This is a genomic window from Psychrobacter sp. VH5, assembly GCF_050572635.1.
Taxonomy (GTDB): Bacteria; Pseudomonadota; Gammaproteobacteria; order Pseudomonadales; family Moraxellaceae; genus Psychrobacter; species Psychrobacter celer.
Genome location: NZ_CP192145.1, coordinates 1,409,332 through 1,433,755 on the forward strand (window position 1 = coordinate 1,409,332; position 24,424 = coordinate 1,433,755).

The window sequence follows — 24,424 nt, forward strand, 5'->3', positions numbered from 1 at the left end:
TACTATTAAAAATTTTAAATAGTTATAACTACTACCTTTGAATGATTTGAAGTAAGGGATAAATATTTAGTTCAAAGTATCAAAAAAGTCAGTTCATAGTTCACTGATTCTTTATATAGTAAGACTTACATACCAATAATATAGTGATAGGTATAACAAGCAATAGATAGTATCTTATAACTGATTTTAACTCTATTCACTATTTAACAACCTCATTAACATAAGTTAAATGTGGGATCATAGTAGCTAGTTTTAGTTACTTTGAATATAACAATCACCGCTAATTGAGCTTGCTTAGTCGATAGTCAAGTTTTGCGCGGCTGATATTTAAGAGTCGTGCAGCTTTTGAGACGTTACCATTACACTGACTTAAAGCGACGCGGATAAGCTTGTCGTTAAAGGCTTCTAAATTAAAACCATCATGGAATAAAGTGGCAAGTGCGGTATTACTATGGTCATCAACGCTGGAGTGTTGTAAACCACCGCTTTCAGCCGATACCCGAAGCTTATTAGCATTCATACTATTATCTTCGATATTGGATAAAAGCAAATCACTAGCGTCAATCCACTTGTGGTTATCATTGAGTATGACCGCTCGTTCGGTGACGTTTTGTAGCTCTCGTATATTGCCTGGCCAATGATATAAACTCAGATACTCTCGCGCTTGATCTGTAAAACCTTGAATATTTTTTTGATACATATCGGCATATTTATGTAAGAAAAACTTAGCCAGTAGAAGTATGTCCTGCTTACGTTCTCGTAAAGGAGGTAGGTAGATAGGGAAAGTGCTTAATCGATAATATAAGTCTTGACGAAACTTTCCTTGAGCTACGGCCTGTTTTAGATTCTCATTGGTGGCTACCACCACTCGAATATCAACAGCTATATCAATGTAGCTGCCGACATGGTTGAGTATACCTTCTTGTAATACGCGCAGTAGAGCTGCTTGCGCCCGCGATGATAACTCAAAAACCTCATCCAAAAATAGTGTCCCTAAATGTGCCGCTTCAATTTTGCCTTTTCGAGATTGCGTAGCGCCAGTAAAAGCGCCTTTTTCAACACCAAACAGCTCAGACTCAATAAGATCGGTAGGGATGCTGGCACAGTTTATAGCGATGAAAGGGTTGCTTCTGCGATCACTAGCATCGTGGAGCGCTTGAGCAAATACCTCTTTACCAACCCCAGTTTCTCCTTGCAATAAAACAGTCGCTTTGGTTTTTGCGACCTTTTTCATCAGCGCTGTTGCCTTTTTAAAAGAAGGCGATTCACCAATAGCAGAAAAAAATCCTTCAGGGTTGATACGTAAATCAGGGTTTTGTCTTTTTATCTCATCAAAATTACTGCGCCGCTCAAACAGTTCAGTATTTAAGCGCTCAGTGTTGAAAAACCTTTCAAGATCCGTTTCTTCCTCCCAGTCCTCTAATGGTCGCCCTTCAATACGACAATGATCAAAACCCATTGCCGCGCATTGTACTTCTTTAAAAGCAATCTGACGGCCAAAGAAGGAGCTGGTATAGCCGCTGGCGTAACCCAGTGAGCTAAAACATATCGGCTTATCTGAAACCCCATGAAACTTTTTATGATAAGCGGCTTCAAAAGAGTTATGCCAATCAAAGCTTGCAAAAAATCTGCCATTGTCAAAATCGACACTCATTTTATCAGGAACGACTCTCACCATACCGCGTATGGCATGCAGCTGTGGACCGGATAAAAACACCTCTTTCCAACTGCCTTCTGGTCGTAATTTTTTACTAATCTCAGCGTCTTGTTCCCCAGCAAAATGACCGTAGCGAAAAAAAAGCCGCTGCATAATATCGCTACCCAAAGTCGATTCGATATCCTCTCGCAGGCGCCATAGAGCATGAGCATGGCTTAATATCATGCGCTGACCGCCGAACCATATCTTTCCTGAATGCAAATCAAACTCAAGATGTGTCAATAAATCTTCGATTCTCTTTGTGAATTCAGTTTTTTCTTTATTAAGTTTGATTGGCTCAGGTATAGCCTCGCCATCGAGAAATTTAGATGGATGAGAGACTGCATTTACTTCAGGAGTATCATCTTTATAAGAGGTTTGTTTTGACATAGCAGATGCGTTCCTTGCAAGGAGCTGAGTAACATCTATCCTTAGATGGTTAAGCCAATCATCATTACACATCCATCTAAATCATGCAATTTTATCATACTAAATATATGGCCTATCAAGCTATATCAGACTATGAGCAGCGATTCTAAATTTAATAATTTAAGTATTTCATGAAATTTTGAAAAATGAATGACTCAAATCATGAAATAAAATAAAGAAAATTATTGAGCTTAGATGATTAATACGCAGTGTTTTTTAAAAATTTTATTAAAAATCAATAACTTAAGTTGGTAATTATAAAGTTGGCATACAACTTGTAAGGTAGTAAATACCAGATAAGGACTGTCTATATTCATACCATTTAAGAAAAGGAGTTGAGAGTGAATTCACCTAATACCTCATCAAATTACGATAAAGAGTCTAATCTTTCTTTTAATGACTTGCCCAAATATGTTCGGGTTAGAAGTGATCCGGATGATAAGTTTGTCATGTTTGACTTTGCTATTGGCGAATCCAGCCTCTTTGTTGAGCTGGTATTACCTCCTGAAAGCTTTAAGGAGTTTTGTGCCAATAACAACGTCATAAACATGACACCTGAGCAGATGCATATTAATGATCAGGAAGAAGACAAGTGGCGTTATGGCACAGAGACTACCTTAGTAGGCCAAAACCACTCAGAAACTCGCAACCATTAAACCTACTTCATCATAATTGTTGTTAAACACGGAAGGCGCTCGCGACTAGAGCGTAATAATTTATATCAAGGAGAAATAAGCATGTCTTTAGAAATCAAAACATCAACGCTTGAACCCGTTCGTCATACCTATGCGAACATTGCTCGGCGTTTTGGTGACAAACCTGCAACTCGTTATCAAGAGGCCACCTATGATGCGCAGGCCACGGCTAACTTTCATTATCGTCCACTATGGAATCCTGACAAAACATTGAACGATGAAAACTACACGATTATTCAGATGGAGGATTGGTACGACCTGAAAGATCCTCGTCAGTTTTATTATGGTGCCTATGTTCAGAATAGAGCACGTATGCAAGACATCACCGAAGGTAACTATAAGTTCTTTGAAAAACGTGATTTGGTAGATAATCTGAGTGAAGAAGTCTTAGAAGCCGTTATTTTTGGGCTCTTACCACTACGTCACGTAGAACAAACCGCCAATCTAAACTTCATGTATGGATCTGCTTATGGTTATGGTACAGCTATTTCGCAAGCTTGTTTATATGCAGGTATGGATCGGCTGGGCATGGCACAGTATTTATCACGGATAGGGTTGTTGATCGATGGCAACTCTAGTGACTCACTACAGCAGGCCAAAGATTATTGGATGAATGATGAGGCGTGGCAAGGAGTTCGTGCCCTTTGTGAACATACCTTAATCGTCAAAGATTGGTTTGAGCTGTTTCTTGCGCAGTCTTTAGTCATAGATACTTTTATTCACGTTGTTCATTATCAGCATTTAGATAACTGGTTGGTTGAAAATAACGGTCGTGATATCGCTATCCTGACTGAGTTTATGCAAGATTGTTTCAAAGACATAACAGGCTGGAGCAACAGTATCATCAAAACAGTGGTTGCAGAAAGTGAAGAAAATAAGGAGTACTGCCAGCAGTGGCTAGATACGTGGCAAGAGAAGGTTGCCACTGCCTATCGTCCTTTGATTGAAAAACTATTTGATGCCGAGCAAGTGTTAGTCGTGTTGGATGACATTCAAGCACAGTTGGCAAAACGTTGTAAAACTGCCGGTTTAGTTGTGCAAAGCGCTGCTTAATCTAGTTATAAATTTATCATCGTAACTTAAACCAATTTTCATGGAAGAAGCTTATGTCAAAAGTATATCTGGCGTTACAAGACAACGATATGTCGCGTTATATCGTTCAGGCCGTTGAAGAAGATAATCCAGGAGTCACCGTTACCTACCAGCCAGCTATGATTCGTATGGAATGCGAAGATCGCTTGGTCATCAATCGCGAAACGGTCGAAGAAAAGCTTGGCCGTGAGTGGGATGTTCAAGAGCTGCAGCTTAGCTTGGTAACACTTGGCGGGAATGTCGAAGAGGAAGAAGATTCTCTGACGTTGAGCTGGAGTTGATAGTCTTAATTAGTCATGAACGATTGAAGTATATCATTAACTAATAACCTAGCATTTGCTAAGGAGTACAACATGAGTACCACAAAAACTAAAAAGCGCTTAAATCTGAAAGAAAAGTATCGGCTACTCACTCGTGATCTTGATTGGGACTTTTCTTATGAAGACAAAAAGGAAGCCTTTCCTTATGAAGAGTTCGAAGGCATCAAGATTACTGATTGGTCAAAATGGGAAGATCCGTTTCGTCTGACCATGGACACCTATTGGAAGTATCAGGCCGAGAAAGAGAAAAAGCTTTATGCTATTTTTGATGCATTTTCTCAAAATAACGGTCAGATGAATGTATCAGATCCACGTTATCTTAATGCCATTAAAGTGTTTTTGACAGGCGTTACGCCATTAGAGTATCAAGCATACCAAGGCTACGCTCATGTTGGTCGGCAGTTTGGCGGTATCGGCGCTCGTATTGCTTGTCAAATGCAATCCATTGATGAACTTCGTCATGTGCAAACGCAAGTTCATGCTATGAGTCATTTCAACAAGTATTTCAATGGCTTTCAAGATTGGAGCCATATGCATGACCGTGTTTGGTATTTATCTGTTCCTAAGTCGTTCTTTGAAGACGCACGCTCAGCAGGACCATTTGAGTTCTTGCTTGCCATTTCGTTTTCTTTTGAATACGTACTAACCAATTTGTTATTCGTACCTTTCATGTCAGGTGCTGCACACAATGGTGATATGGCAACCGTAACCTTTGGCTTTAGTGCGCAATCTGATGAAGCCCGTCACATGACGCTTGGGCTTGAGATTATTAAGTTCCTACTTGAGCAGCATGAAGATAACTTACCTATCGTACAAAAGTGGATCGATAAGTGGTTCTGGCGTGGAACGCGTTTGCTCTCTATCGTCGCGATGATGATGGATTATATGTTACCGAACAAAGTCATGTCTTGGAAAGAAGCGTGGGAAGTATATTTTGAAGATGCGGGCGGGGCGTTGTTTGATGATCTCGCTCGTTATGGCCTAAAAAGACCAAAATACAGCGAAGTGATTGAAAAGGAAAAAGAACATATCTCGCATCAAGCATGGTGGATTTTCTATAACTTCGGTCATGCGGCTGGTTTCCATACCTTTATCCCCTCTGATGAAGAGCTTGACTGGCTCAGTGAAAAATACCCTAACACTTTTGATAAATACTATCGTCCGCGTTGGGAGTTGGCAAAGAAAATGGAAGCAGAAGGCAAGCGTTTTTATAGCTCAGGCCTGCCTATGTTGTGCCAAGTCTGTCAGGTACCCATGACCTTTACGGAAATGGACGGTGATCCTGGTACATTTAGCTACCGTACGACAGTTTATAACGAAGAGCGCTACCACATGTGTTCAGATGGTTGCCATGATATCTTCGTTGATGAGCCTGAAAAGTACGTGCAAGCGTGGTTACCAGTACAGCAAATATTGCAAGGTAACTGTGGTGGCCCTGAGCTTGAGAAGATTCTTAGTGAGTATTATCGCTTCAATGTGGGTGTCGATAATATGGACTTCAAAGGTTCTGTGGATGAGCAAAACTGGAACAAATGGAAAGGGAACGCTTAATTTGTTGGTTGATTAGAGCTTAGTAGCGCGGCCAAACAAAGTCAGCGCTACTGAACCAAGATACACAAATAAGCTCTCAACAATAGAATGCTAAATAGTTAATAAGCAAGTAATTAATGAGCAAATATATCAATAAGGAAATTATTATGGCAGTTACAGCGATTCGCCCAGATTACACGGGCAAGGTTATGGACAAACAAGAAAATTATGGCGACAACATTGTAGTCTTTGTCGGTTGGGATGAGCATCTGCTATTTTGTTCGGCAAAGGCTTTTCCGTTGCCGCCCAACATGACGTTTAAAGACTTTAAGGCTGGTGTATTACCTGACGGCTTCAATCAGCATCCTGATTTTGAGCATATAAAATGGGATGAGGTACTCTGGAATCTCAATGGAGAGATGATTACGCCATCAGATGAGCAAACTCTAGAAGAGGTTGGCTTTGATCATAAGTCGCTCTTACGCTTTAAAACGCCAGGTTTAAATGGCTGGAAAGGTACAGGTGTTTAAGGTTTCTTTTCAATTAAACATTTAAATCACTAATTTTAATAAATATTGCAAGGGAGAGCGATATGTCCTATGAAGTCACTATTGAGCCAACCGGTGATGTTATTGAAGTAGAAGACGGTCAGACTTTATTACAAGCGGCTTTAAGGCAAGGGGTTTGGTTACCTTTTGCTTGCGGTCATGGTACTTGCGGGACTTGTAAAGTTCAGGTTTTAGAAGGCTTTGCTGATCTTGGAGAGGCATCTACCTTTGCACTGATGGAGGTTGAGCGTGATGAAGGCAAAGTACTCGCTTGTTGTTGTTATCCTGAGTCCGATTTGGTCATCGAAGCCGATATAGATGTTGATCCTGACTTTTTGGGCTATCCGGTAGAAGATTATACAGCGACGGTTGAGTCAGTGACGCCTTTATCGCCTACTATTTTAGGAATTCGCTTGCAGTTAGATAGCGACATGCAATTCCAAGCCGGCCAATATATCAACTTAGATATCCCTGATGTTGGGACGCGAGCCTTTTCTATTGCCAATCCGCCGTCACAGTCTAATATCGTTGAACTGCATGTGCGCTTAGTCAATGAAGGTAAAGGCACTTCTTGGCTCCATAATGAGTTAGCAGTTGGTGATAGCATCGAGCTGTCAGGTCCTTATGGTCAGTTTTTCGTGCGCAGTAGCGATAGTCAAGATATGATCTTTGTGGCAGGCGGGTCAGGTTTATCAAGTCCTGAGTCGATGATTCTGGACTTATTAGAGCAAGGGGAAACTCGTCAGCTCTATCTATTTCAAGGGGCTAGAAATATTCCTGAGCTGTATCATAGAGATAAGTTTGAGCAGCTAGCAATAGAGTATGACAACTTTCATTATATTCCTGCTTTAAGTGATGAAGACACGTTAGGGGAGTGGTCAGGCTTCAAAGGTTATGTGAATGATGCGGTCAAGCACCATTTTAATGGGAAATGCTCAGGTCATAAAGCGTATATGTGTGGTCCGCCGCCTATGATTGATGCGACTATTACAACTTTGATGCAAGCCCGTCTATTTGAGCGAGATATTCATATGGAGCGTTTCTTAACTGCGGCTGATGGTACGGACGAGTCAAGTCGTTCTGCTTTATTTAAGCGTATTTAGTAGTCATAAGCTTGTCATATTTTTCTCAATATATACTTACATAAAAAACCCCGACATAAATGTCGGGGTTTTTTAGTTATCGTTTAAAGCGAGTCATTTTAATCGGTTTAAGCATTATGTTTATTTAAATAAAATACTTATTTAGGCAAAGTGTTTATGAATAGTTTGATTGAATACTTGTGGTTGCTCAATGTTTGAGATGTGTGACGCGTCAATCGTGGCAAGCGTGGCGTTAGGAATATGATCGACCATATATTGACCATCGGCAACCGTCGTCACTGAATCTTTAGTACCTGCCACCACCGTAATCGCGACATCGATATCTTTTAACTGCTCGCGAGTATCAGCGACAGCCAGCGCCTCACAGCAGCTGGCATAACCTTCGCTACTGTTAGCGGCAAGAGTGTCAGACAAGGCGTTGACGATATCAGGATGGTTACTGATAAAGCCCTCAGTAAACCAGCGCGATGCGGCTGTAGCGGCGATAGAATCCAAACCTTGCGCGCGAACCAATTGAGCGCGCGCTATCCACGCCGCCTCATTACCAATCTTGGCGGCAGTATTGCACAGCAACAAGTGATAGAAGCGGTTAGGATAATGGACGGCTAGCCACTGGCCCGTCATGCCGCCCATTGAGATGCCACAAAAGAACGCTTTATCAATATTCAAGTGATCGAGCAAATCAATGACGTCTTGTCCAAGCTGATCTAAGCTATAAGGGCCTTTGGGTGCAGAGGACTTACCATGACCACGGGTGTCATAACAGATGATGAAATAATCCTTTTGCAAAGCATCAATTTGCGGCTGCCACATGTGGTAGCTGGTACCTAAAGAGTTGGAGAATATAAGCGCAGGGTTACGGCTATCACCAAAAGTGGCATAGTTTAAGGTAACGTTTTTATTTTCAAGTACAGACATAACGATCATCCTTATTTGTCATTTTGGGGTGATTATGATGGTAGTGGCGCATCGGGTTATGGCTACGATGATTGGTTATTTATTGATCAATACTCAGCACGTTCAATAATCATGGCGATACCTTGTCCCACCCCAATACACATCGAACATATGGCATAACGCTTATCCGTTTTCTCAAGTTGATTGAGTGCTGTCAAAATCAAACGTGCGCCGGATGCGCCAAGTGGGTGACCAAGCGCAATCGCACCGCCATTCGGATTGACACGCTCGCTATCGTCAGCTAATCCCAAGTCACGCGTGCAAGCTAGTGATTGCGCTGCAAAGGCTTCATTTAATTCAATAACATCTATCTCATCAAGAGACAATCCGGTTTGTGCCAGTAGTTTTTTGATCGCGGGTGCAGGCGCAAAGCCCATAATACGCGGTTCAACACCTACTGTGGTGGAAGTCAAAATACGCGCACGCGGCTTTAAGTTAAACTGTTTCACCGCTTGCTCTGAAGCTATTAAAAAAGCCGCCGCACCATCATTAATACCTGAGGCATTACCCGCCGTCACTGTGCCATTTTCTTTGACGATGGCACGCAGTTTGGTTAATTTCTCAAGCGTGGTGTCTGCACGAGGATGCTCATCTTTATCGACAATGACTGCATCGCCTTTGCGCTGCGGGATGATGACTGGGACAATCTCGTCTTTGAAAAAACCTGATGCTTGTGCAGCATTGGTACGTTGTTGGCTGCGTAGTGCAAAGGCATCTTGGTCAGCACGATTGATGTTGAACTGCTCAGCGACATTTTCCGCCGTTTGTGGCATGGTCTCCGTGCCATATAACTCGTCGAGCTTTGGGTTGATAAAGCGCCAGCCCATGGTTGTGTCTTCAAGCTTTTGACCACGCCCAAATGCTTTGACTGATTTTCCCATCACAAATGGCGCACGGCTCATGCTCTCAACGCCGCCTGCGATAATGAGACTTGCTTCTCCGGCTTTAATCGCACGCGCCGCTATCGCTAACGCATCCATTGATGAGCCGCATAAGCGGTTGACCGTAGTAGCAGGCACTTGATAAGGAAGACCTGCGAGCAATGATGACATGCGCCCGACGTTACGATTGTCCTCACCGCTTTGATTGGCACAGCCGTAAATAACATCATCTACTTGCACCCAATCGACATTGGTATTGCGTTCCATCAAGGCTTTAATAGGAATAGCGCCCAAATCATCGGCACGTATAGGGGCTAGAGCACCACCGTAACGTCCAAAAGGCGTGCGAATGGCATCAATAATATAGGCGTTGTTTAAACCAGTAGTTGAATCGAACATAGCGGTTATCCTAAGTTTTAATTATGAGATGTTTCTATTTAGTCGCGTCAATGAGGGTGGCACCCGTTACCGCTTGTAAGTCATTAAAGCTTAGGTTATCTACCATTTCAGTCACTACCAGCCCTTTATCAGTCACGTCGATGACACACAGGTCGGTGAAAATTCGATCGACGCAGCCCTTGCCAGTGACAGGAAAAGTAAGCTCACTGACGATCTTGGGTTCGCCTGTTTTAGTCGTGTGATTGGTCATTACAAAGACTTTTTTGGCACCGACGGCTAAGTCCATAGCCCCGCCGACAGCAGGTATTGCACCTTCTGCACCAGTGCTCCAGTTGGCCAAGTCACCATTGGCTGCAACTTGAAACGCACCCAATACGCAAATATCAATATGGCCGCCGCGCATCATGGCAAACGAGTCGCCATGGTGAAAGAAGCTACCGCCATCTAACATGGTGACGTATTCTTTTCCGGCATTGATCAGTTCTGGATCTTCTTCACCTTTGGCAGGGGGAGGGCCAAAAGCCAGCAGGCCATTTTCTGAATGCAAAAACACATCCTTATCAGCAGGTAAATACTTTGCAATTTTTGTGGGTAGTCCTATGCCCAAATTGACATAGGCACCATCTGGAATATCTCGGGCAGCACGCTCAGCGATTTGATCCCGTGTGAGTAATGTATGGCTCATGATGACGCTCCTTATGATTGACCGTATTAAGCGCTGGCTGCGGTAGTAGCATGTGTCGGCTCGATTTGCACCACATGTTGCACAAAGATACCTGGTGTGATGATGTGTTCAGGATCAAGCTCACCCAGATCGACACTACTAGAGACTTGAGCGATCGTCACGTCAGCTGCCATGGCCATGATTGGACCAAAGTTACGTGCCGATTTACGATAGACTAAATTGCCCCAGCGATCGCCCTTATCCGCTTTGATCAAGGCAAAATCTGCTTTGATTGGATATTCAAGCACATAGTCCTTGCCATCGATATGGCGCGTCTCTTTACCTTCTGCCAGCAAAGTACCAAAGCCAGTTGGCGTATATACCGCACCAAGTCCCATGCCAGCTGCTTGAATACGGCAGGCCAGATTGCCTTGTGGTACCAGCTCAAGCTCGATTTTTCCCGCATGATATAGCTCGTCAAATACCCAAGAGTCTGACTGACGCGGGAACGAGCAAATAATTTTGCGCACTGCCCCTGTTTTTAATAGTTTGGCAAGACCATGATCACCATTGCCTGCATTATTGTTAATAATCACTAAATCTTTAACACCCAAATCAATGAGCGCATCAATCAGTTCGGCAGGTTGTCCTGCCGTCCCAAAACCACCAATCATAATGGTAGCGCCGTCTTTGATTTGACTGAGCACCTTAGTCATACTTTTTTCGGCTTTATTTATCATAGTTTGACCCTATTTTAGATCTTATGGAAATCTTTAGAATACTTTGGTTAGCGACGCTCTGATCACCTCTCCCTCAAAAGTATTTTTATTTGAATACTCTTTATACACGGCGACATCCCCACCTAGTAGGTTAGGCGGTGAAAAGTAGCCCATGGATAGTCCTAAGGCGTTTCTTTCTTCGTCGCCATCGCCAGTCTCAAAAGTGTTATAACCGACCAAACCGACATCTAGCAAGCCGTAACTTTTGCTCAGACCCCATTCAACAATCAGTTCGTCATCTAAGTCATCACCGTTCGGCATCTCATAACGACTTAAGGCGCTGAGATTAATGTCACCTTGTTGATTGAGCTTGACGTTACCGCCAAGGGTCAGCATGACCGAATCATAGCCCTTTCCTGGACTTGCAACGCGTGTCGCATCAAAGTCGCCTGTGTCTGCCCAGTAGCCAACGCCAGTGACTGCATCCCATCTGTCATCGTGCCAACCAATTACGCCGCCCACGTATAAATCACCTAGTCCTGTACGCTCGTCAATATTTTGGCCACCAACTTCAAGGTCAGTTCTTAATAAAGGGAGAACAGCTTCAAGTGTTAAGTCGCCACCTAATACCTTTTGCGGTGTGACCCATATCGCTCGATTGGCAAGGGCAGTAACATTAACCTCGCTGTCATCTGGTAACGCCTCATTTTCATCAGCGCTATAATTTACGAGATAGCCTCTGTAATACACCCCAGGTGGCGGTACTACACTTGCTTTTATTCCTTCAATGCCTGGGACATAGTGAGAGTCAGAAGCATGGACGGTAAATGACAAGCTAGCAGCGATCGTAAGTAGGGCGATTTTATTCATCGTATTTTTCATAGAACATCCTTGTTCATATTTTATTTTATGATTGTCTAAAACTTAAGATTAGTGTTTATATTAGACAACAAGTTCATGAATGGATTAGTGAGTTAAAAAAGATTAGATATTGGATTGAAAATAATGAGTGCTTGCCGAAAGTTAAACTTGATACCACAGCAGGGCGTGGTATCAAGTAGATATTGAGATTATTAGTCATGACTTTTATGTAAATACCTGAAGAAGCTAAGTATTTAACAAAATATACTATCTACCCTTGTGCACGGCGACGTTCTACTTCACTACCTTGTACATCAGCTTTACTGTTTTTTAACAGATGGAAGTCGAAATCGATTGAAGCATAAGGCTTATCAAGGCCTTTTTCTTTGAGATTATCAGCGTCGTCAACCATAGTGACTTCCGGTACTAAGCCTTCACGACTGGCAAAAGCAAAGTCATCCCAAAGGTATTCATCACCATCAATATTGATCTGCGTGGTTAATTTGCGCATACCTTCAGCACTAGCGAAGAAGTGAATGTGAGCAGGGCGATTACCATGACGTCCTAAAGCACTTAATACTTTATCCGTCATGCCACCTGGTGGTACTGAGTAACCCAGTGGCACAATACTACGAAAAGCATACTTGCCATCACCATCAGTAATGATGGTACGACGTAGATTAAAGTCAGGTTGCGATTCATCGAAGAAAGAGTAGTTACCTAAGGTGTTGGCATGCCATGCCTCTACTTTAGCATTCGGAATAGGATTGCCATCTTCGTCATAAACATATCCTTGCATAAATAGCACTGTGCCTTCTTCATCTTCAGTACCATCATCAAGCCGCGCAAAGCCTTTTTCTTCAGGAGCACCTGCTACATATAGTGGCCCTTCAATGGTACGTATTGTGCCACCTTCTAATCCAGCCGCTTTCATATCTTCTTCAATCATTAAATCCATGAAATGATCAAAACCTAAACCTGGTGATAAAAGGCCGGCTTCTTTGCCTAAATCGCCAATGTAAGACACACCAGTCCAGTATTCATCAGCAGTGATATTTAGATCATTAATCGTTTTCATTAAATCGGTCACAATGCGCAGGGTGATTTCTTGCACACGTGGATTAACTTTCTCAGGGAAGTCGATCTTGCCTTTAATGAACTGTTCAGCCAATTTTTCAATCTGCTTGTGTTCCATGTCCTTTCTCCTTGGGTTTAACCTGATTTGTGAGGATATCCTCGTGGTCGTTCAATCGTTTTAGCTGTCATCTTCACGAACAGATGATGGGTGACGAAGTAGTGGCGTCACTTCTACTTTCATGTAAGGATAAAGAGGTAATGACATCATGATATCGTGCAGCTCTTCATTGCTCTCAACATCGAAGATACTAAAATTTGAGTACTCGCCAGCCAATCGCCAAATATGACGCCATTTGCCTTGCTTTTGCAATTCTTGTGATAGTGCTTTTTCAGTGGCTTTTAGTTCTGCAACTTTATCAGCATCCATATCGTTTGGTATTAAGACATCCATTCGTACGTGATATAGCATTACTCTTTCCTTATGGTTTTGAGATAGTTAAACATTTGATTCGTTATAAGCTATTTTCAGCAGCAAGGTAGGGTTGAGAGTTTGTATTTGATACCGCTGATAGGCGGAGTCCTGCATAATGATAGACTTTATCGCGATCCACCTCGATACCGAGCCCAGAACCTGTTGGGACAGTCAGTCCAAAGTTATGGTAATTTAGCGGACGAGCTAAAATATCGTCTGTAAGAAGTAACGGTCCAAATAGTTCAGTATCAAAATTTAAACTAGGGTAAGTTGAGAACACATGAGCCGATGCGGCCGTGCCAATGGGGCCCTCTAACATCGTACCACCGTATAATTCTATTCCTGCAAGCTGTGCCATTTGTCCAATGAGGCAGGCCGCCTTTAGTCCACCAGCTTGGTTGATTTTGACTGCAAAGACATCAGCGCAATGATCAATTGCTAAACGAAAAGCATTTTGTGGATCTTGGACAATCTCATCGGCCATGATGGCCACCTCAAAATGCTCTTTTAAACGTTTCAGTCCCGCCTGATTACGCATAGAGATAGGTTGTTCTATTAAATCTACCCCGCCAGCTTGCAGACGCTTGATTGCGCTCATGGCTTCAAGCTCAGTCCATGCTTGATTGACATCGACGGTGACACGATACTCTGGTATAGCTTGCTTGATAGCCAGTACATGAGAAACGTCTTCATTAATAGGGTTACTGCCAATTTTCAATTTGAAAATCCGGTGCTTTTTTTGTTCGATCATCTGTTTTGCTTCGCTAATATCTTGATCAGTATTACCGCTGGCAAGTGTCCATGCCACTTCAAGCTCATTACGTACACGGCCACCTAATAACTCACTGACCGGTATGCCAAGACGTTTGCCCTCGATATCGAGTAGTGCGGTTTCAATTGCGCATTTCGCAAAGCGATTACCACTGATATGCTGGTTTAGTAACTGCATAGCTTTGGCAGTGGAAGTAGGGGCTTCTTTTAATAACAAAGGCGTGAAGTAAGTGTCTATATTGGTCTTGATACTATGTGGGCTCTCTTCTGCATAGTTGAGCCCACCGATGGTTGTCGCTTCGCCCCAACCTTCAAGCCCATCTTCTGTTTGAATATGAACTAAGACTAATGTCTGCTCATTCATTACCGTACAAGCAAGTTTATGAGCTCGAATGGTAGGTATCGGAACCAGCAATGTCGTAATTGAACGAATCATATTGCGCTAACCTTTGATTAATTAGTTATTATGCTTGTTATTAACTATAAGACTTATAAACTGCCGTGTCTAAGACCTTATATGATGCTTTTTTATACCTTTTAGGTATAGTATGGTGGTAATACAAGGGTTAAATAGACGGACAAAGTTGATTGACAACCTAATGATAATTAAAAAAATGATAATAAGGATAACGGTATGGAACTTAGACATTTACGTTATTTTGTCGCAATGGCAGAAGAGAAGAGCTTTAGTAAAGCGGCTGAGCGGCTTTTTATATCACAGCCACCGCTTAGTCGTCAGATAAAACAGTTAGAAGAAGAGATGGGTGTACTTTTGATTGATCGTGATCAACGGCCTCTTAAGTTAACTGAAGCAGGGGTCTTTTTTTACGAGCATGCCATACAGATTCTAAAAAAGTCTGATAATCTTCGAGCGATGACTATGCGTAAAGGGAAGTTTGATGGCTCTTTGTCTATAGGTTTTGTGGCGTCGATTTTATACGGAACGTTACCAAGAGTGATCTCCCGATTTCGCAAGGTATATCCTAATATAGAAATAAAGCTTCACGAGTTAAATTCGTGGCAGCAAACGCAAGCACTGACAAATGGCAAGATAGATGTGGGGTTTGGAAGATTATTTTTTGAAGACGCTGCGGTGAGACGTATTTTACTGAGAGAGGAGAGCTTAGTGGTAGCCACTCCTATTGATCATCCCATCATTCAACGACGACAAAGCACTATAACTATCGCTGATCTAGCTAATGAGAATCTATTATTATATCCAAAGGCACCGCGCCCTAGTTTTATTGACTTTGTTTTGAGTTTGTTTGAGGAACGCAATATTGAGCCAAATTCATTTTCAGAAGTCAGCGAATTGCATGTGGCTTTAGGTTTAGTAGCTGCAGGAGAAGGGATCACCATTGTGCCTCAAGCGCTTAAGAACCTACGCGGTACAGAGATTGGTTATATTCCATTAGAAGATGGATTATTAACGTCGCCAGTTATTATGAATGTCCGTCATTTTGATAAGTCGGATTTGCTAAAAACGCTACTCGATGTCACCTACAAGTTATATGATGAAGAGGAGTTTGTTTATCGGCGTGAAGAGATTTAAGCAATTTACTCACTATTCGTTAAGCTTCCTAATATTGACTCGCTTAAGGATAAAATCATGCAACAGTTTTATTATATATAAAGTGCTGCTCGTTTTGACGTAGGGATGTCAACGACATCTTACTTCACCATAGTTGTTAGAAGGTATTAGTGATTAAGACACCTGGTCAAACTCCAATATTAACAACACCACCTGAGAAAAGTGGATTTCATACCTCAGTCTTCTGCACTATATAAACAATAGCATTTAGGTGATTTTCGAATCAACAGAGTAAAAGAGTTTTATGGTAAAACAGTGGGGTGATATTCGGATGAATGTCTCACACAAAAAGGCTATGCTTGTTTGGCCAAATGGGATAATGGCTCTGTGCCCAAGCATACGTTATTTACATTGAATCAAGGGTTTGTCTATCCTGATCTTTACTTTTTCGACAAACCACAGTCCAACTACAATACCAATAATATGGTTATTGAGGTTGCGACTCAAAACTTCGATATCGAACATGATATCCAGCATTTCGATCGTAAAATATCGACAGACGAGCTGTTTGAGACTCATCAGCGCGCATGGAAAGAGGGTATCTATGTCGATGACGAACAATGGGCGATACTCAAAAAAACAGCAGCGGCTATATTGGTTGAGAATAGTGAAGCATCTAGTCGCGGGGCAGGGAGAGTGTAGGTTAGAGTATTTAGCAACAGAGGTGTAACCCTATGAATGTTCAGCATTGCTTAGCTTCTTCACTCAAGAAGACGACAATATTCAGTCAGTAACGGCCAAGTGAATTCTTTACCATCATTATTAAATAAGATATTGTCGTTAGTTATGCCCTTAATAGTACCGTTTAACTTCATCGAATCGCATACATAAAGGTACATTACAGTAAATGAATACGAAGCAAAAAACTTAATTCGCAAGATACGTATATATTGAAAACATTAGGATGCTTTTTTCAAATAGTCTAACCAGAAGCATCTAAAGAGTTCATCAAAGCAGTCACCACTAAATTGTTTACATTTTTGAGTGAAAAAACCACCTCATCATAGTCTGAAGGTAGCTCCGCAATGGGTACCTTCACAAAACCACCTTTTCTGATTGCGCTTTCGCTCCATGCAAATCCGACACCTAAGTTCTGGTAAACGGCATCGTAAACACTTTCTTGGGTGTTTACGATATACGTAGGGATTATCTCTAAATTAATTTTTGCTAGCGCCTCATTTATAAGCTTTTGAGTGGTGGAGCCGTGTGTGCGGAATATAACAGTTTCAGTCGCTAATTCAGTTAAGCTTATAGATTCTCTTGATGCAAAAGCATGGTTCGGTGAGCACAAAGCAACAAGCCTTTGGGTAGAACATTTCTTAAACTGTAACTTGTCACTTTTTGGAACATTTGCAAGAATACCAACATCTACCTGACCGTTAACCACTCTACTAAACGTTTCATGGAAATTACCAAAATAGATTTCAGTCTGTAGCTTGGGATAGCGCTTACTAAACTGCTTAATAATTTCAGTGCCCGGCAGCGGGCTGCATAGACCTACCTTCAATATAGCTGATTCAAAAACTTTACTTCTTTGAATCAGCTGATCTAGTTCGTCTTCAACTGCTTGCACTTTACTCGTTAACGTTCCAAGCTCTAAGCAGTAATCTGTTGGCACAAAGTGCCTGCCACGCTGCATAAATAGCTTAAACCCAAGATTGTTTTCAAGCGTAGATAATGCTTGGCTAATGGCAGATTGAGACACACCCAAACGTTTAGCCGCCTGCGTGTAATTACCTTCCTCAAGCACAGAGTTTAAGATGTTTAGCTGATTATAGGTGTAAGGTTTCTTCGTCATATGACCCCCGTCTTTCATATAGGTTTCAATTACAGAGATTGTCAGGCTTATCTCCGGGAAGTACGAGAAGTTATACACGATAAATAAGACTGAATGATTAAATGTATAAGCTAACCTTATATTTGACGCCAAACTGTCATATTCATCTTCTATATTAGTTACGTGTAAACGATTAAAGCATTGAACAATTTACCTAAATGTATTTGCTTGAGCTATCACTCACTGCTAATACCAAAATATAAGTTTGGGCTTGAATTATGTTAGAACTAAGAAATGTGACTAAGAAGTATGATGGCAAAGTTATTTTTGAGGATATCTCCCTAAAAGTAAATAAGGGTGAGATTGTTTCAATATTGGGCCCATCTGGCTGTGGGAAAACCACGCTGCTGCATATTATTTTAGGTCTAACCGATATTAGTTCTGGTCGACTTGTCTATGATAAGGAAGACATCACACGTGTGCCTATGAAGCATAGAGGTTTCAATATTGTATTCCAAGACTATGCTTTGTTTCCTAACTTGAACGTAAAGCAGAATATTGAATATGGGCTACGTAATAGACCTAACGTAAGTACGCAAGCAGAGGTTGATGAGCTGGTTGACCTTTTGGAGATTAAGCCGCATTTGAACAAGCGAATCAGCCAGCTCTCTGGGGGACAAAAGCAGCGTGTTGCATTAGCGCGTACTTTAGTGATGAAGCCTAAAATTTTATTATTAGATGAGCCTTTATCTGCCTTAGATGGGGTTATTAAAGAGACCATTAAGGCACGTATTCGTGAGATTGCAGAGCGTTATGAGCTAACCACTTTGATTGTGACACATGATCCTGAAGAAGCGATGACACTCTCTGATCGTATTTTGTTGTTATCAGACGGCAAAGTAGCTCAATATGCTAAGCCATCAGAAATCATCCAAAACCCTGCCAATGACTTTGTTAAAAGCTTTATCTTAAATCAGCTAAATATCAAACGCCGTAATATCTTGAGCCTATTTGAAGAGGACAGTGTGCCAACTGACCCTTTAGAAAAATACACTCAAATGAGACCTGTGCTAGATGGCAGCTCAGTCACTGCAGATACCAATTCCATAATCCAGCGCACAGCTACTAAATCAATTAAAGACACCTCCAAAGGTTAATCGCACTAGGCCAACGCTGGTCTCTCAAAACTTCCTTATTTCGCGCGTAGGTCATTATGAAACTTAATAACTCACCGCTAATGAAAGCTTCGTGGCTTTTCATTGGTGCGCTATTTCTCGTCTTTATGTTTGTGCCTTTGGGCAAAATGTTGATGCTGTCATTTAATGTGGCTGATGGATTAGGTCTAAGCCACTACGTCGATATCATCAGCAGTAATGACTTTAGACAAGTGATGTTGAATAGTTTTTTTGTCGCCATTGTTAGTGCGATGAGTGCCACTTTTTTGGCATTTATCCTTGCCTATACGGTGCACTGGACTAACTTACCAAACGGTTTTAAACAAATCATTAAGCTTGCATCACTGTTCCCTATGCTATTGCCAACAGTGACTTATGGATTTGCTATTATTTACACCTTTGGTAAGCAAGGTCTGCTCACCAAGATAATTGGCTTTCAGTTGTTTGAAGACATATATGGTTTCTATGGTATGTGGCTTGGCTACACCATCTATACCTTGCCAATAGCCTTTTTACTGCTTAACAATACCTTTCAATATTTGGATAAGAAGTTTGTAATCGTATCAGAACTGATGGGCGATTCACGTTTACGCCAGATAGATATGACGGTCATTCGTCCCTTAATTGGTACTTTTGCAGCTGCTATTATTCAATGCTTCTTTTTGGCCTTTACTGACTTTGGTATTCCAGCCTCTATTGGTGGTCAGTACAAGGTTATCGCCACTGAGCTTTATACCCAAATACTGGGTGCATCTCCCTCGTTTGAAAAGGGATCTGTGGTTGCCTTATTTATGTTAATCCCCTCTATTTTGAGCATTCTACTGCTTTGGTATGTGTCTCGATTTAATGTCAGGTATGACTCAGTAGAGCATTTTGACTTGCCTACCTCTAAAGTTAAAGACAGAATTCTGGGTGTGTTGTCCAGTGGCATTTTGATTTCGCTGTTATTCGTATTTGCTGTGATATTCATCATTCCATGGATTAAGACATGGCCTTACGAGATGGCGTTTAGTACAGACACATTTACTAAGGTGATTGAGTCCTCGAACCTAATGCGAGTGTATAAAAATTCACTTATTGTTGCGACCCTAACGGCTGTTTTTGGCACCATTATTACCTATGTTGCCGCGTTGATATACGAGCGTTCAGGGCTATTCAAGATAGGTAAGTTGACGATCGAAAGCTCAGCTTTAGTGACCAATACAGTGCCAGGTATGGTTATTGGTATTGCTTATCTGATGGTTTTCTCAGGCTCATCTATATCTAACACCATCTTTATTATTGTGATTAGTAATATCATTCATTACTTCTCAACACCTTATCTCATGAGTAAAAACGCACTATCAAAAATGAACTTAGGTTGGGAGACCACAGCTTCTTTACTTGGAGACTCATGGCTACAGTCTTTACGCCGAATTGTTGTACCCAACTCAATATTTACACTTATCGAAGTGGCCTCGTACTTCTTTATCAGTGCAATGGTCAGCATCAGTGCTGTGATATTTATTTCAGGTGCGAAGACGATGGTGCTAACTACAAAAATTGTTGAACTACAGCACTTCGCCCGCTTTGATGAAATCTTTATCCTGTCACTGATGGTGCTACTCACAAATATCACGGCATTAATATTCTTCGTAGTGGCGCGATATCTTTATACCAGAAGCATGTATGGCACAACAAAAATAAAAGTGAAAAAAACCACAGTGACGACGGTCGCTTAGATATTTCAACACAGTTTAGGCGTTGATATTACGAAAACTAATTTAATTTTTAACTATTCAAATAATCAGGGAAAACAATGAATTTATTCAAAACGATAGTAACGGGATTGACTTGTGGAGTTTTAGTAGCAGGTTGTGGGTCGCAAAGCTCGGACGATACAGCTGGCGAGGAGGTGATTATTTATAGTAATGCTGATGAAGAGGCAGTCGAGGTTATTCAAGAGGTGCTTGATGAGGCAGGCTTTGAAGGTCAATACATATTTCAATCATTCGGAACAGGTGAGCTTGGGGGACGACTATTAGCAGAAGGAAAAAATATTGAAGCTGATATGGTGACAATGAGCTCGTTTTATATCGAAAGTGCTCAAGCAAAGAACCCGATGTTTAAAGCGTTAGCATTTACAGCAAACCCACAGATTGCGACGCCTAATTACTATGCACCGATTCTCAGCTTTACGGGTGCTATTTTACTCAATACCAAAGAGGTAGAAGCTAATAATCTCCCCATACCTACCAGTGCCAAAGACTTAGCGAATCCTATTTATAAAAATCAAATTTCTATGGTTGATCCACATGGTTCATCAACCGGTTGGTTGTTTGTACAGGATATTGCTGCTGAATATGGCACCGATGCTGAAGGTCAACAAATCATGAATGCTATTCGTGAAAACGCAGGACCTAATTTAGAGCTATCTGGCTCTGGTCCTCTTAAAAAGGTAATGGCAGGTGAGGTGCCTATCGGTTTCGGTCTACGTCATCAGGCAGTCGCTAATAAGGCAAAAGGTTTACCAATTGATTTTGTTGATCCTAGTGAAGGTAATTACACATTGACTGAATCGGTTGCTGTTATTGATAAAGGAGAGAAAACCAATCCTAAAGCAATGAAAATGGCTGAGTTAATTGTCACTAAAGCTCGCCCGGGTTTATTAGAAATTTATCCAAATATTGTGTATGACGGTGAGACAGTAGCTGCTGAAAATCAGATTGATAACTCTAAGACCTATCCAGAGCCATTAACTGCCGAGCTGTTAGATAAGCACCGTGCTTTTTTCCACGGTGAGTAATTTTAGTTGAATCAAAATAATGCCCACTCATGCTTAGCTATATTAGTTCATAGGTTAAGCAAGTAGAGGGCTAATTAATAAAGATGTATTATGGGAAGAGCAGGTATGACAATGAGCAAAATACTTTCTGATAAAACATACGATGTCGTCGTCGTAGGTGGGGGCATCGTTGGGCTGGCAAGCGCCTACGCCGCCGTTAAAAAGGGGCTGAGTGTTGCAGTTGTAGAACGCCAATCTCAGAACAAAGATGCTTCTGTTCGTAATTTTGGATTTGTGACCGTTAGTGGTCAGCGTCGAGGTGAGCATTGGCAACGCGCCATGCACTCGCGTAATGTTTGGGCCGAGATTGCGCCAAAAGCAGGTATTCAGGTAGAGCATATCGGTCTGCATATGTTAATGCAGCGACCTGAAGCGGTAGATGTTGCACAAGCTTTTTTAGATACGGAAATGGGTGAGGGGTGCCGACTACTGACACAGTCTGAAATTAATGAAGCCGCGCCTTATTTGAACAAGGGAGAAGGGGTGTTATATAGCCCGCATGAGCTTAGAGTGGAGTCCAATACTGCAATTGCTAAGCTGGCTCATTGGTTACAAGAGACGCAGAGTGTGGACTTTTATAATCATACCACGGTGACTTCGGTGGAATTACCAAAAGTGCATACCAGCCGTGGTGTCCTTAACGCTGAGCACTGTGTGGTCTGCCCAGGAGCTGACTTTACTGGCTTATATCCACAAGTATTCGCTAAGACCAAAGCTAAGATGTGCACACTAAATATGATGCGAGTCATGCCCAAAAAAGCATTTAGATTAAATGCCGCTGTCATGTCAGATTTAAGCTTTGCCCGTTATGACGGATTTGCTCAGTTACCTGAAGCTACGATACTAAAAACCTTACTTGACGATATTCAAAGTGTAAAGCGTCAAGCAGGTGTCCACCTAATTGTGGTTCAGTCTGAAGATGGCTCACTAATCATTGGCGATAGTCATGATTATAGTGATAGAGAACTACCGTTTAGAGACACTCAAATTGATGACCTAATCATTAATGAATTTAAGCAGGTGATGGATATTGGTGAGATAGACATTACTCAGCACTGGTTGGGTGTATATCCAAGTGCGGATGACGTGGTATTTAAGACATCACCTGAAAAAGGTGTTGTGGTCGGTGCAGTCACCAGTGGTACAGGGGCATCAACAGGTTTCGCATTTGGCGAAGAGTTAATTGAATTGGTATTGGAATCAAAGTAATGAATACAGTAAAGAATAATGTAACAAGCAGCAGCTCACATAGTGATAGTTTAAATAGTATTAAAAATAAATTTTTTGATATTAGGCTCTGTGTGTTTGATATGGCTGGCACAACAGTAGATGAAGGTAACCTAGTATATAAAACCGTACGTAATGCCATCAATGAAGTACTGATGCGTGCTGGCAAGTCAGATAAGCAAGTGAGTCTTGAGTTATGTTTAGAATATGGTGCAGGGAAGGAAAAACGCAACGCCATCCACGATATTTTGGACATGCTAGATTTATCTGATGCTTGCATTGAATCGTTAACGGATACGGCGTTTGCAGCCTTTAAAGTCAATCTTGAAACTGCTTATAGCGAGGACACCTTATCTGAGTTTGAGGGCATGTCAGAGTTGTTCAAGCAGTTAAAGGCGAGCGGTCGTCATGTGGTATTAAATACAGGATATGATGCTAAGACTGCTAATAAAATTTTGACTATCTTAGGTTGGTCTGTGGGGGATCAAGTAGATGCACTAGTAACAGCCGATGATGTAGACAATGGCCGTCCAGGCCCTGATATGATTACTCTTGCGATGAAACAGTTCAATGTTGATAATTCACAGCAGGTGTTAAAAGCAGGGGATAGTGGTATCGATATTGAAGAGGGTAGGAATGCAGGGTGTGGGATAGTGTTAGGTGTGCTATCTGGTGCACAAAATGAGCAGCAGCTAGTGAAATATTCACCTGATGCGGTTTTAGACAAGCTGACTGAATTAAAGGATTTCATTTAACTCAAAGCTAAGTCTAAGCTTCAATCTATAAAAAATAGTAAAGCCATAAGAGCAATGACTTTTATGGCTTTTTTAATTTGGATAAAATATCTCAGATTATGTGTAATTGACGTTTAGATTACAGGCTTATTGATACAGTCATCAAACATAAAGAGATCTAAAACAGACGTCCAGTCACGGATCGACGCTTGCTAGGCTGCTAAGTACATGACCTTAAATACAGCCTGACATCCATTATACGATTCGATGAATAAGCTTTAGTCTTTGATAATTTCAAAACTATTTAGAGACCTCAGACGAGATATTTTTTGCTACGCTGTGGTATTACCCTAATATTTAACTATGGAGTACCCCATGTTTTTTATAAGGAAAGCAGACCAGAACGATGCAGCAGATATTGCTCATATACACTTTGAAAGTTGGAATGCTACGTATTCGAACCTTTTACCCGAAACGTATAGAAACAAAGAAAATAACTTAACTCAAAAGATGGAGATGTGGGAAAAAATATTACCTAGCCCTGGTGTAAACACATGGGTAGCATATGATACTGAGAATACCACTGTAGGGTTTATTTCTTACTTTAAGAAAGATCATGAGTGTGAAATAACCACTCTATATCTTTTACCTCAATATCAGAATTTAGGTATAGGTACTAAGTTAATTAATGCAGCTTTAATTGATGCTTTTCAGTGTAATATCTGCTCTAGTCTATCTTTATGGGTTTTACAAACCAATCTATCTGCGATTAGTTTCTATGAAAAATTTGGTTTTGAGTCTGATAGCCAATGTCATGAAGAGCTATACGAGGGCACCAAAATAACAGATGTTAGAATGATAAAATTACTCTAATATCTGTTA

At 41.4% G+C, this 24,424-nt stretch carries 24 protein-coding genes; 14 read left to right on the plus strand and 10 right to left on the minus strand.

The genetic code is table 11. The annotated features are described in order from the left end of the window. Nucleotides 1–280: 280 nt before the first annotated feature. A complete protein-coding gene (locus ACNFVB_RS05980; protein ID WP_430738417.1) occupies nucleotides 281–2,158 on the minus strand; it encodes a sigma 54-interacting transcriptional regulator in 1,878 nt (625 codons plus the stop codon). 308 nt (nucleotides 2,159–2,466) lie between these two features. Between ACNFVB_RS05980 and ACNFVB_RS05985 the strand changes: the two genes are divergently transcribed. From ACNFVB_RS05985 to ACNFVB_RS06010, 6 genes are all read left to right on the plus strand, one after another. Beyond that, the gene (locus ACNFVB_RS05985; protein WP_228138990.1) at nucleotides 2,467–2,781 is read left to right on the plus strand and encodes a phenol hydroxylase subunit; all 315 of its coding nucleotides are present in this window, start codon (nucleotides 2,467–2,469) and stop codon (nucleotides 2,779–2,781) included. A gap of 81 nt (nucleotides 2,782–2,862) precedes the next feature. Further along, nucleotides 2,863–3,873, plus strand: a complete 1,011-nt coding sequence (locus ACNFVB_RS05990) for an aromatic/alkene monooxygenase hydroxylase subunit beta (protein WP_060491279.1) — start codon at nucleotides 2,863–2,865, stop codon at nucleotides 3,871–3,873. A gap of 53 nt (nucleotides 3,874–3,926) precedes the next feature. Next, a complete protein-coding gene (locus ACNFVB_RS05995; protein ID WP_060491278.1) occupies nucleotides 3,927–4,193 on the plus strand; it encodes an MmoB/DmpM family protein in 267 nt (88 codons plus the stop codon). 72 nt (nucleotides 4,194–4,265) lie between these two features. After that, entirely contained in the window at nucleotides 4,266–5,783 is a 1,518-nt protein-coding gene (locus ACNFVB_RS06000) for an aromatic/alkene/methane monooxygenase hydroxylase/oxygenase subunit alpha (protein ID WP_060491277.1), read from the plus strand. Between the two features lie 146 nt (nucleotides 5,784–5,929). Further along, the gene (locus tag ACNFVB_RS06005) at nucleotides 5,930–6,292 is read left to right on the plus strand and encodes a phenol hydroxylase subunit P4 (RefSeq protein WP_372862597.1); all 363 of its coding nucleotides are present in this window, start codon (nucleotides 5,930–5,932) and stop codon (nucleotides 6,290–6,292) included. A 62-nt stretch (nucleotides 6,293–6,354) separates the two neighbouring features. Beyond that, complete coding sequence (locus tag ACNFVB_RS06010; RefSeq protein ID WP_060491275.1) at nucleotides 6,355–7,413, plus strand: NADH:ubiquinone reductase (Na(+)-transporting) subunit F; 1,059 nt, start codon at nucleotides 6,355–6,357, stop codon at nucleotides 7,411–7,413. A 141-nt stretch (nucleotides 7,414–7,554) separates the two neighbouring features. Here the strand turns inward: ACNFVB_RS06010 and pcaD are convergent, their stop codons facing one another. From pcaD to ACNFVB_RS06050, 8 genes are all read right to left on the minus strand, one after another. Beyond that, the gene (gene pcaD, locus ACNFVB_RS06015) at nucleotides 7,555–8,331 is read right to left on the minus strand and encodes a 3-oxoadipate enol-lactonase (protein WP_430738418.1); all 777 of its coding nucleotides are present in this window, start codon (nucleotides 8,329–8,331) and stop codon (nucleotides 7,555–7,557) included. A gap of 86 nt (nucleotides 8,332–8,417) precedes the next feature. Then, nucleotides 8,418–9,650 carry a 3-oxoadipyl-CoA thiolase gene (pcaF, locus tag ACNFVB_RS06020; RefSeq protein WP_430738419.1) on the minus strand — a complete coding sequence of 411 codons (1,233 nt, stop codon included), beginning with the start codon at nucleotides 9,648–9,650 and terminating at the stop codon, nucleotides 8,418–8,420. Nucleotides 9,651–9,684: 34 nt separating this feature from the next. Continuing rightward, on the minus strand, nucleotides 9,685–10,335 hold the full coding sequence (locus ACNFVB_RS06025) for a 3-oxoacid CoA-transferase subunit B (RefSeq protein WP_060491272.1): 651 nt from the start codon (nucleotides 10,333–10,335) through the stop codon (nucleotides 9,685–9,687). A gap of 26 nt (nucleotides 10,336–10,361) precedes the next feature. Then, nucleotides 10,362–11,054, minus strand: a complete 693-nt coding sequence (locus tag ACNFVB_RS06030; protein WP_060491271.1) for a 3-oxoacid CoA-transferase subunit A — start codon at nucleotides 11,052–11,054, stop codon at nucleotides 10,362–10,364. Nucleotides 11,055–11,087: 33 nt separating this feature from the next. Beyond that, nucleotides 11,088–11,915 (minus strand): SphA family protein, encoded by an 828-nt coding sequence (locus ACNFVB_RS06035; RefSeq protein ID WP_430738420.1) that lies wholly within the window; start codon nucleotides 11,913–11,915, stop codon nucleotides 11,088–11,090. Between the two features lie 250 nt (nucleotides 11,916–12,165). Next, nucleotides 12,166–13,089, minus strand: coding sequence for a catechol 1,2-dioxygenase (gene catA / locus ACNFVB_RS06040; protein WP_060491269.1), 924 nt, complete (start codon nucleotides 13,087–13,089; stop codon nucleotides 12,166–12,168). Between the two features lie 60 nt (nucleotides 13,090–13,149). Next, a complete protein-coding gene (catC, locus tag ACNFVB_RS06045) occupies nucleotides 13,150–13,440 on the minus strand; it encodes a muconolactone Delta-isomerase (protein WP_060491268.1) in 291 nt (96 codons plus the stop codon). A 43-nt stretch (nucleotides 13,441–13,483) separates the two neighbouring features. After that, complete coding sequence (locus tag ACNFVB_RS06050) at nucleotides 13,484–14,650, minus strand: muconate/chloromuconate family cycloisomerase (protein WP_060491267.1); 1,167 nt, start codon at nucleotides 14,648–14,650, stop codon at nucleotides 13,484–13,486. A 198-nt stretch (nucleotides 14,651–14,848) separates the two neighbouring features. Here ACNFVB_RS06050 and ACNFVB_RS06055 point away from each other — a divergent pair, with 198 nt between their 5' ends. Both ACNFVB_RS06055 and ACNFVB_RS06060 read left to right on the plus strand, forming a co-directional pair. Then, nucleotides 14,849–15,766 carry a LysR family transcriptional regulator gene (locus tag ACNFVB_RS06055; protein ID WP_060491266.1) on the plus strand — a complete coding sequence of 306 codons (918 nt, stop codon included), beginning with the start codon at nucleotides 14,849–14,851 and terminating at the stop codon, nucleotides 15,764–15,766. A 342-nt stretch (nucleotides 15,767–16,108) separates the two neighbouring features. Further along, nucleotides 16,109–16,447 carry a hypothetical protein gene (locus ACNFVB_RS06060; RefSeq protein WP_227673302.1) on the plus strand — a complete coding sequence of 113 codons (339 nt, stop codon included), beginning with the start codon at nucleotides 16,109–16,111 and terminating at the stop codon, nucleotides 16,445–16,447. Between the two features lie 280 nt (nucleotides 16,448–16,727). On the opposite strand, the gene ACNFVB_RS06065 is transcribed toward ACNFVB_RS06060, so the two are convergent. After that, nucleotides 16,728–17,603, minus strand: coding sequence for a LysR family transcriptional regulator (locus ACNFVB_RS06065; RefSeq protein ID WP_430738421.1), 876 nt, complete (start codon nucleotides 17,601–17,603; stop codon nucleotides 16,728–16,730). 257 nt (nucleotides 17,604–17,860) lie between these two features. Between ACNFVB_RS06065 and ACNFVB_RS06070 the strand changes: the two genes are divergently transcribed. The 6 genes from ACNFVB_RS06070 to ACNFVB_RS06095 all read left to right on the plus strand — a co-directional run bounded on the left by ACNFVB_RS06070 (nucleotide 17,861) and on the right by ACNFVB_RS06095 (nucleotide 24,415). Next, nucleotides 17,861–18,739: an ABC transporter ATP-binding protein gene (locus tag ACNFVB_RS06070; RefSeq protein WP_430738422.1), complete on the plus strand. Its 879-nt coding sequence runs from the start codon at nucleotides 17,861–17,863 to the stop codon at nucleotides 18,737–18,739. Between the two features lie 56 nt (nucleotides 18,740–18,795). Then, nucleotides 18,796–20,478: an ABC transporter permease subunit gene (locus tag ACNFVB_RS06075; protein WP_430738423.1), complete on the plus strand. Its 1,683-nt coding sequence runs from the start codon at nucleotides 18,796–18,798 to the stop codon at nucleotides 20,476–20,478. Between the two features lie 77 nt (nucleotides 20,479–20,555). Beyond that, nucleotides 20,556–21,542, plus strand: a complete 987-nt coding sequence (locus ACNFVB_RS06080; protein WP_430738424.1) for an ABC transporter substrate-binding protein — start codon at nucleotides 20,556–20,558, stop codon at nucleotides 21,540–21,542. A 105-nt stretch (nucleotides 21,543–21,647) separates the two neighbouring features. Then, complete coding sequence (locus ACNFVB_RS06085) at nucleotides 21,648–22,790, plus strand: TIGR03364 family FAD-dependent oxidoreductase (protein ID WP_430738425.1); 1,143 nt, start codon at nucleotides 21,648–21,650, stop codon at nucleotides 22,788–22,790. Next, on the plus strand, nucleotides 22,790–23,563 hold the full coding sequence (locus ACNFVB_RS06090; RefSeq protein ID WP_430738426.1) for an HAD family hydrolase: 774 nt from the start codon (nucleotides 22,790–22,792) through the stop codon (nucleotides 23,561–23,563). The genes ACNFVB_RS06085 and ACNFVB_RS06090 overlap by 1 nt, the downstream gene beginning before the upstream one ends. A gap of 354 nt (nucleotides 23,564–23,917) precedes the next feature. Continuing rightward, complete coding sequence (locus ACNFVB_RS06095) at nucleotides 23,918–24,415, plus strand: N-acetyltransferase family protein (protein ID WP_430738427.1); 498 nt, start codon at nucleotides 23,918–23,920, stop codon at nucleotides 24,413–24,415. Nucleotides 24,416–24,424 lie beyond the last annotated feature (9 nt).

Coding starts and splice junctions, on each gene's coding strand:
- ACNFVB_RS06065 (WP_430738421.1), bottom strand. CDS start 17,603: ATGACGAAGAAACCTTACACCTATAATCAGCTAAACATCTTAAACTCT.
- ACNFVB_RS06025 (WP_060491272.1), bottom strand. CDS start 10,335: ATGAGCCATACATTACTCACACGGGATCAAATCGCTGAGCGTGCTGCC.
- ACNFVB_RS06035 (WP_430738420.1), bottom strand. CDS start 11,915: ATGAAAAATACGATGAATAAAATCGCCCTACTTACGATCGCTGCTAGC.
- ACNFVB_RS06010 (WP_060491275.1), top strand. CDS start 6,355: ATGTCCTATGAAGTCACTATTGAGCCAACCGGTGATGTTATTGAAGTA.
- ACNFVB_RS05980 (WP_430738417.1), bottom strand. CDS start 2,158: ATGTGTAATGATGATTGGCTTAACCATCTAAGGATAGATGTTACTCAG.
- ACNFVB_RS06000 (WP_060491277.1), top strand. CDS start 4,266: ATGAGTACCACAAAAACTAAAAAGCGCTTAAATCTGAAAGAAAAGTAT.
- catC (WP_060491268.1), bottom strand. CDS start 13,440: ATGCTATATCACGTACGAATGGATGTCTTAATACCAAACGATATGGAT.
- ACNFVB_RS06080 (WP_430738424.1), top strand. CDS start 20,556: ATGAATTTATTCAAAACGATAGTAACGGGATTGACTTGTGGAGTTTTA.
- ACNFVB_RS06070 (WP_430738422.1), top strand. CDS start 17,861: ATGTTAGAACTAAGAAATGTGACTAAGAAGTATGATGGCAAAGTTATT.
- ACNFVB_RS06005 (WP_372862597.1), top strand. CDS start 5,930: ATGGCAGTTACAGCGATTCGCCCAGATTACACGGGCAAGGTTATGGAC.
- ACNFVB_RS06075 (WP_430738423.1), top strand. CDS start 18,796: ATGAAACTTAATAACTCACCGCTAATGAAAGCTTCGTGGCTTTTCATT.
- ACNFVB_RS06095 (WP_430738427.1), top strand. CDS start 23,918: ATGTTTTTTATAAGGAAAGCAGACCAGAACGATGCAGCAGATATTGCT.
- ACNFVB_RS06055 (WP_060491266.1), top strand. CDS start 14,849: ATGGAACTTAGACATTTACGTTATTTTGTCGCAATGGCAGAAGAGAAG.
- ACNFVB_RS06050 (WP_060491267.1), bottom strand. CDS start 14,650: ATGATTCGTTCAATTACGACATTGCTGGTTCCGATACCTACCATTCGA.
- ACNFVB_RS05990 (WP_060491279.1), top strand. CDS start 2,863: ATGTCTTTAGAAATCAAAACATCAACGCTTGAACCCGTTCGTCATACC.
- catA (WP_060491269.1), bottom strand. CDS start 13,089: ATGGAACACAAGCAGATTGAAAAATTGGCTGAACAGTTCATTAAAGGC.
- ACNFVB_RS06030 (WP_060491271.1), bottom strand. CDS start 11,054: ATGATAAATAAAGCCGAAAAAAGTATGACTAAGGTGCTCAGTCAAATC.
- pcaF (WP_430738419.1), bottom strand. CDS start 9,650: ATGTTCGATTCAACTACTGGTTTAAACAACGCCTATATTATTGATGCC.
- ACNFVB_RS05995 (WP_060491278.1), top strand. CDS start 3,927: ATGTCAAAAGTATATCTGGCGTTACAAGACAACGATATGTCGCGTTAT.
- pcaD (WP_430738418.1), bottom strand. CDS start 8,331: ATGTCTGTACTTGAAAATAAAAACGTTACCTTAAACTATGCCACTTTT.
- ACNFVB_RS06090 (WP_430738426.1), top strand. CDS start 22,790: ATGAATACAGTAAAGAATAATGTAACAAGCAGCAGCTCACATAGTGAT.
- ACNFVB_RS06085 (WP_430738425.1), top strand. CDS start 21,648: ATGACAATGAGCAAAATACTTTCTGATAAAACATACGATGTCGTCGTC.